At 71.2% G+C, this 8,079-nt stretch carries 2 protein-coding genes; both read right to left on the minus strand.

What is annotated here, in order from left to right; all coding sequences use genetic code 11:
• Nucleotides 1-26 precede the first annotated feature (26 nt).
• Nucleotides 27-3,329 carry a S8 family peptidase gene (locus ACWF94_RS26510; protein WP_453493464.1) on the minus strand — a complete coding sequence of 1,101 codons (3,303 nt, stop codon included), beginning with the start codon at nt 3,327-3,329 and terminating at the stop codon, nt 27-29.
• 360 nt (nt 3,330-3,689) lie between these two features.
• The coding region (gene fxsT, locus ACWF94_RS26515) for an FxSxx-COOH system tetratricopeptide repeat protein (protein ID WP_453493461.1) at nt 3,690-8,079 on the minus strand (4,390 nt) is incomplete at its 5' end.

Below are 8,079 nucleotides of genomic sequence, written 5' to 3' on the forward strand. Positions count from 1 at the left end.
CCACAGGGCCGCCCCGAGGGGTGGGTCTACTTGCCGAAGTAGGCGTTGTAGACCGTCACCGCGCCCTTGTTGCCTTTCTTGTCGGCGAAGGCGGCCCGGAGCGAGAGCCCCTTGCCCTTCGCCGGGTTCTTCACCGAGACCGCGCCCTTGTTCACGGTCAGCTTCTTCCAGGTCTTGCCCTGGTCGTACGACACATGGACGGTGAGCGACTTGAGGTTCCGGCCGGCCGCCGGGCCCTGCACCGTCACCGGCACGAGCTGGGTCGCGCCCGCCTTGGCCGTACTGTCGAGTCCGACCTTCGCACCGAACCGCGCCACAGAGGCCGGCACCTTCACCGGGGCGTCGCCCGCGGGCTTGGCGGACCGGAAGGTCCAGCTCGCGTCGATCCGGCTCGCGGCGGCGGCCACCTCGGCCGCACGCTTGACGGAGGTCTTCAGCGTGTACGTCGCCGCCGCGGCCCCTACCGTGAACTTCTCGGTACCGGTCAGCGGGTCATCGTTCTGGCCGACCTTCGTCTTGTCCCGGTGCAGCGTGGTCCGCACGGACGTGTAGTCCGACGAACCGCGGTGACCCTGCCCGTCGGCGAAGACCGGCAGATCGCCCCAGAGCTGGTTGCCCTCGCGGAAGATTCCGGCTTCCGGGCTGAGGGCGGGCGCGTGGACGGCGGTGTTGAAGTTCTCGCTGTACTTCTTGCCGGCCCGGTAGACCTTCGGCGGAATGGAGTAGTCGGCATCCCAGATTGTCGGTCCATCGGGCTTCTGCCTGGGGAGCTGGAGGTACGAGAATTCCCACCGGACTCCGTCACCGGTGGACAGGTGCACTGTCTGCGTCCTGGGCAGGCGGACCCGCGCGATGCCCGAGGCCGAGAATCCGCTGTCGGGCAGAGTTCCCGTGGTCTCCAGCTCGCCTTCCTTGCCCGGCGTCTTCGCCGATGAGCCGAGACCGGCGGTTACGGTGGCGAATTCGTTCGCCGTGAAGTGCTTGGTGAGTCCGGTGGCCAGCTTCCGCGTCTTGCCGCCGAAGGCGACGTTGTACTCGCTGGACGGCCCGCTCTTGAACTGCGCGGTCCAGGTCTGGGACAGCGATCCGTCGGTGATCTGCGGGCCGAGGTGCGCGGTGCGGATGTTCTTGAACGAGTCGAAGAAGATCCAGTTGACCAACCTGCCGGTGGGGTCGTCGACTTCGTAGGTGGCCGCCGCGAGTGTCTGCCGGGCGTTGGCGGACGGCACGCGGATGTCCACCGGCTTGGCGGCCCTGGCGTCCATGGTGAGCGTCATGTTCCTGGTGATGTCCAGCCGGGGACGGACCAACCAGTCGAAGCCCTTGGTGGCGTCCAGCGGATCGGGGGCCAGATAGGTGTCCACGATGTAGTGGCCCTTGGGCACTCGCACCGTGGCGGTGCCTGAGGGGTCGGAAATGTCGTAGTCGGGCCCGCCGAATTCCGCCAAGTTGCTATCCATCTTCGCGCTCGGCTTGCCGTCGCGTCCGATGTGCTTGAACGTGACGTCGTACGACTCGACCTCACGGTCGACCGCCGCGGCTGTCCGTACGGTCTGGCCGCCGCCGGTCGCCACGACCACGGCCGAGTAGCCCCCGTCCGCCGTTCCGCCGAGGCGGGTGTTGACCGTCAGATCGGCGGTCGCCGTGCCCCCGGCCGGAACCGTCACCCGGGGGGTGCCGACCGTGAAGAACCCGGCCGGCGCGGGCTTGCCCTTGGGGCCGGTGCCCGAGGCCGCCAGATCGAGCGTGACGTCCTTGGTGCCGAGATTGCGGTACGTGATCTTCTTGGAGACGGGCTGGTCGTCGGTGTGCGGCCACTGCTGCACCCCGAAGGACACCGACACCGGCTCGGCGATCACGGTCTGATCGACGGCCTTGTCGACCGCGATACGGCCCGACCCCTGCTGGTACGCCGAGTACGGGCCACCCTTGGCGGACGCGACGAGCGCGCTCTTCAGCTCCGCAGGCTTCCACCCCGGGTGCTGCTGCTTCAGCAGCGCGGCGGCGCCCGCGACATGCGGGGTGGCCATCGACGTACCGGAGATGGACATGTATCCCGGCGGGTTCTGCCCCACCTCCCCTGCGAGGGTGCTGCCGTCGGCCGCTGCGGCGGTGGTGTTCACACCGGGCGCGGTGACGTCCGGCTTGACGGCGCCGTCGCCCGTGCGCGGGCCGATGCTGGAGAAATCGGCCAGCTTGTCCTTGTCGTCGACCGCGCCGACGGTGAGCGCGGCGTCCGCGCTGCCGGGCGAGTCGACCGACCCTGCGCCCGGTCCTGAGTTGCCCGCCGCGATCGCGAACAGGACGCCCTTCTCCGCCGTCACCTTGTTGACATGAGCTTCCAGCGGGTCGATCTCAGGGGTGTCCGCCCCGCCGAGGCTGAGGTTGATCACCTGGGCGCCCTGGGCCACGGCCCAGTCGATACCGGCGATGATGCCGGAGTCATCACCGCTGCCGCCGTCGTCCAGCACCTTGCCGTTCAGCAGCTTCGCCTTCGGCGCGATGCCCTTGTACTTGCCGCCCGACTTGGCCCCCGTACCCGCCGCGATGGACGCGACATGCGTGCCGTGCCCGTCACGGTCCTTGGTGTCGGGGGACGGGGTGAAGTTCTTGGCCCCGACCACCTGGGACTTCAGATCGGGGTGGGTGGCGTCGATACCGGTGTCCAGTACGGCGATCTTGACGCCCTGACCCTCGATACCCCGGGTCCACACCTTGGGCGCACCGATCTGCGCGGCACTCTTGTCGAGGCTGGCCTGCCGGATTCCGTCGAGCCAGATACGGCTGATCCCGGACGCCGTCGTCCGCGCACCGTCGCCACGGGTGCGGGTGAGCGCGGCCCACAGGTCCCCGGCGTCCTGGCGCGGCGTCGAGATCGCGTCCGCGTTCAGCGCCCCCAGCGTGCGCCGCACCTGGGTACCGCCCGTGCCGCGCACCTCTGTCCGGGCCGTCCCGGCCGCGTCCCCGCCGTAGCCGACGATGACCCTCAGGCCGTCGCCGTGGCCCTTGCGGTCCGCTGCCTTCTTCAACTCGGCGATATCGAACAGCCGCCGGTCGAGCTTGCCGCTGGATATCAGCTGCCGGGCGTCGGACGGCACCACATACGTGCGTCCGCCGTGGGTCCGGGTCTGTATGGGTACGTTCTTCCGGCCCTCGCCCCGCTCGATCCTGGCGACCCGGCCCTTCGCGTCGATCACGACGCGGTCACCGGTTATCAGCGTGAGGCGCTGCTGGGGACCCTGCCCCGGCCGCGCCGTGCCCGGGGCGTCGCCGCCCGCGGGTGACTGGTTGCCCGTGCGCTCATCCGCCGCCGACACCGGGCTGGTCATACCCGCTGTCAGAGCCACGGCCGCTGCCGTGGCGACGGTGGCGACGCACGCCTTCTTCACTTGTCCGCGCAAATCTCCCCCTGGAGACTGATCACACGGAGGAACGAGCCTCGCCCCTCCGACCGGGGGAGACTCGGAAGTCTGTTTGTATCCCCCACCCCGGACATACTCAGTATGCCGGGCGGGTTACGGGTGATCAATAGCGTTGTGCAAGTGGCGGGTTGGCCTTGGTGGGTTTGTCGTACGAGGGCTCCCCGCACCGTCGTGGCACCGGTCCGGGGAGCCCTGAGCAGATCCTGAGGGCCGCGCCGCCCGTCCCGCGCAGTGGCTGGTCCGGGCCCGGCGGGGCGTCAGAACGTCCTAGAGGGAGATGAGGTCGATGTCGGCGTTGGCGCGCAGGCCCTTCTCGGCGTCAAGGGTCGCGGGGTGGGAAGGGCCGAGGATCTCGCGGTAGGTGTCGAGGGCCTTGCGGTAGACCTCGCGGCTCTCCTCGTCGCGGCCCAGCGCTCTGAGGTCGTGGCTCAGATTCAGCTGGATCGCGAGGTTCGCGGGGTGGTTGAGCCGCAGCCGCTCGGTCTCGGCGGCGACGGCGGAGTCGATCTCGAACGCCTTGGTGGGGTGGCCGAGGGCGAAGTAGTCGCTGGCCAGGTTCATCCGGGCGAGCAGGGTCCGGGGGTGTTCCGAACCCAGGGTGCGGGTCAGGCCGTCGGATGCCTCCTCGTCCAGTTGCCGGGCGGACTCGTGCTCGCCGAGGAGCCGCAGGGCCACCGCGAGGTTCATCGCGACGGCGTAGCTGTGCGGGTGCTCGGGTCCGAACTGTTCCCGGTGCTGGTCCAGCACCCGCGCGCTCAGGTCGCGGGATTCGAGGAGCTTGCCGACCTGCCGGAGGTCGTTGGCGTGGCTCAGCGCCATCTGGAGGTAGTAGCGGCCCTCGTCGCCGAAGCGCTTGCGGACCAGGGACATACCGTGCGACGACAGCTCGTACGCGCCCTCGTGGTCGCCCTTCTTGCGGCGGGTCACCGAGAGGTTGCGGGTCACCTGGGTGGTGAACCAGTGGTCCTCGCCGAGCTGCTCGCGCAGGGTGGCGGCGAGCTGTTCGTACCCTTCGAGGGACTCCTCGTAGCGGCCGACCTCCTGGAGGTCCAGCAGATAGGCGTTGTACGTGGTCAGGGTGTACAGGTGGTCGCTGCCGAGGACCTCGACCCGGCGCTGCCAGGTGTCCTGGTCCAGGGCGCGGGCCTGCTCGGCGTCGCCCGCGAGCCGCAGACTGACCGCGTAGTTGTGCGCGGACAGCAGGGTGGCGGGGTCGTCGGGGCCGAACTCCCTGGTGGTGGTCTCGTAGACGCGCTGGTCCAGCTCCTTGGCCCGGTAGAAGGCGCCGCGGTTGCGGTGGTGGGTGGCCATGAAGCTCTGGGCCTGGAGGGTGTCCTCGTGGGAGTCGCCCAGCGCGTTGCGGAAGCGCTCCACCAGACCGGCCTGGAGGTCGTACGCGCGGCTCAGGTCCTCGCCCTGCTGCCGCAGGGTCTCGGCGAGCTGCTGGTCGATCGACAGGACTTCCTGGTGGTCATCGCCGAGGCGCTCGCGCCAGATGGTGGCGGCGCGCTCGCCCAGGGAGAGGGCGGCGGCGTAGTCACCGCGCTCGCGCAGGAACCACACCTCGTTGAGCACCAGACGGCGGGTCCAGGGCTCCTCGCACTCGACCGCGTTGGAGGCGCGGATGTGCGGCAGGAGCGCGGAGTAGGTGGGCCAGTGGGCCGCGCGCTGCGGGTTCCGGGGGTCGGCGTTGGACAGCAGCTGATGGGCGGCGTGCCGCATCTGCGCCTGCTCCTGCGCGTTCATCTGCTCGACGAGCACGCGCTGTACCAGCCGGTGGAGCTGGATCGTGCTCTGCCGGTGGTCGATGCGGGCGAGGGCGTACCGGCCGATCTCGCGTACCGCGCGGCCGAGTTTGACCGGGTCGTCCAGCGCGGCCTGGAGCGCCTGGGGCACATTGACCCCGCGTACGGCGGAGAACAGGTCCCAGGAGATCGGCTCGGGCGCGAAGAACGCGCTGACCTGGAGCAGCTGAAGGGCGTCCGGGCGGTCCTCGCGCAGCCGCTCCAGCGAGACGTTCCACGCGGCGGCGACCGGCATCTCGTAGTCCGGCGGCGGATCGGACTGAAGCAGCTCGGCCCATTTGCGCTCGAACAGTTCCAGATACTGCTGGACCGGCATACCGGTCTCGGCCAGCCACACCGCGGCCTGTTCGACCGCGAGCGGCAGGTCGCCGAGGGCCGCCGCCAGGTGGTCGACGGCTTCGTCGGGAAGCTGGGGGCTGCGCCGGCGCAGCAGTTTGATGCTCTCCTCGCGGGCGAACACATTGACCTCTAGGGAGCTAGCCATGCTGGACCACTGGGAGTTGCGGGAGGTCACGAGGATGCGGCCGGGGCCGTCGCTGGGAAAGTACTTCCGTACATCCTTGGGATCTTCCGCGTTGTCGAAGACGAGCAGCCAATCGCTGTACGGCTCGCCTATCCGCAGCGCGTTCAGCACCGCCGGCACCGCGCTGATCTCGGAGCCCGCCTGGAGTCCCATCTGCTCGCCCAGTTCGATGAACGCCTGGACGATCTGGTTCTCCTGCTCGGCGGGAATCCACCAGATCAGCCGGTAGTCCCTGCTGTGCAAATACACGTATTCGATGGCGATCTGGGACTTGCCCACACCGCCCATGCCGTGGAGGGCTTCCGGCAGTACCGCGGTGATCCCGCCGCCCAGACGGTCTCTCAGTTGTTCGAGCAGTGCTTCCCGCCCGGTGAAATTCCTGTTCCGCTGCGGTACGTTCCCCCAGATACGGGGAGCGTCGTGCGGACCCCGAGGGCCCGGGGCGACCGGCATACCGGCAGACACAGCGGTGCCTCCTTGATTGGTTCGGGCAGGCGGATGGGCGGGACCGGGTGACTCGGGAGCCGCCGGGGGTGGGGGCAGCGGTGCGTGCCCCGTACGGTTCGGGGTGTCCGCTTGAGGCTGCCGAGGGCGGTAACGTATCGCACTCGCGGAGCCCGCCGCGGGGATTGACGCGCTGTCCCTGGTCATGGGCGTGGAGGGGCCATCACCCTTTCGCGCAGGCGCGGTTGGGGAGATGCTGCTTACGGGTGAACCGCCGTCCGGGGGACCGCCGGACGGGGCGGCGTCCGCCACGACCCGGGGCTGGTAGGGGTCGGGCCGCAGCAGTCTGCCCAGCTGATTCGCCCGGGAGAGGTACGGCCCCGACAGCGCGCAGAGCGCGGTGTACAGATGGGCGGCGAACGGGCGCGTCTGCTCGGTGAGCGGCATCCCCTCGGGCTGCCCGTCCGGGGTGACCAGCGCGGACCCGCCGTGCCACAGGGCTTCGAGCCGGGGCCCCAGATGGCGCTGGACCTGGCGCAGCGCCCCTATGGTCTCCGCCCGGTTGCCCAGCGCGAGCAGTTCCTCCCGTACGCCCTCCACGAAGTCGAAGGAGACCCGGTGGGCGTCCTCGGTGTCCGCGGACGGATCGGTGGGGTCGATGGGGTCGATGGGGCGCACCAGACCCCGCAGGACGATCTCCGCGAGATTCCAGAACCGGGCGCCGGGCAGGGACTGCTGGAGGAGCCGCATCACGGGGAGATTCAGCGGAACGGCCGCGAGCCGCCGCGCGAGGGTGTACGTGACGGGGGAGGCCAGGGAGCGGAAGCGCCGTACGACCTCGGCTGCGCGGGCCGCGCGCAGCACGGCGGCGGGCCGGGAGGGGTCGGCGGCCGGGAGGCCCGCCGGGATCTCGGTGGAGCCGGCGTCCGGGCCGACCAGCTCGGCGCGCAGATCCCGTCCCGGCGCGGTCAGCAGCGCCGCCACGGTGTGCCATTCGCCGCCGTCGGCGGCGGCCACCAGCCGGGCCCAGCGGCCCAGCGACTCGGGGCGCAGCTCGACGACGGGCACCGGGATCGCGTCCGAGTCGTCGGGCACGGGCGCCACGGGCACCGGGCGCGGCCCGAGGGCGTCCGCCCCGGGCGCGCTCCAGCGGGCCCCGTAGGCGCTGTTGGGGGCCGCCGGGGCCGGGGGGCGCAGCCTGGTCCGGGTGAGGGTGGGCAGGGTGACGTCCCAGAGCTGCTGGGGCAGCAGGCTCAGTACGGCGGTGGGGGAGCGCGCGGCGATCCGGTGCAGCAGCCCCGCCGCCCGGCCGTCGCGCCAGGCCGGATGGCCGCCGTCGGTGAGGACCAGCACCAGCCGGTGTTCCCCGGCGGGCACCGGGGGGCGGGCGGCGGCGGGGTCGAAGGGGACGCGCCGCACGGTGCGGAAGGCGGCCGTCTGCTCCAGCAGTTCGCGAAGCTGCCGTTCCGTCTGCTGCCACAGGGCCATCGGGGGGCCTGAGTCCACCAGCAGCACCAGATCCAGCAGCCGTTCCGGTACGGACCGGCACACCGGGGTCCACAGGCCCAGGACGGCGGCCCGCTCGGCCGTGGCCTCCTCGTCCAGCTCCCGGTTGTGGGGCGAGGTGCGCGAGAGCCGTAACGGCCGCAGGGCGCGGCCGAGCGCCAGCGAACCGGGGAGGCGGGGGGCGCCGGGCCAGCCGGCGGGCGCGGCGGTGCCGGGGCCCGCGCCGCCGCCCGTGAGCAGCCCGAGGGCGGGGCGGGCGCGGCGGGGCGGCTCCGGCGTCCCGGCCGCGTCATGTCCGGTGGGGGGTGCCTCATCCGCCGGTCGTGCGGGCGGTGGCGTCTCGTCCGCCGGTCCGGTGCCGGCGGGCCGGGGGGTGTCC

Source organism: Streptomyces sp. NPDC055078 (genome assembly GCF_053607985.1).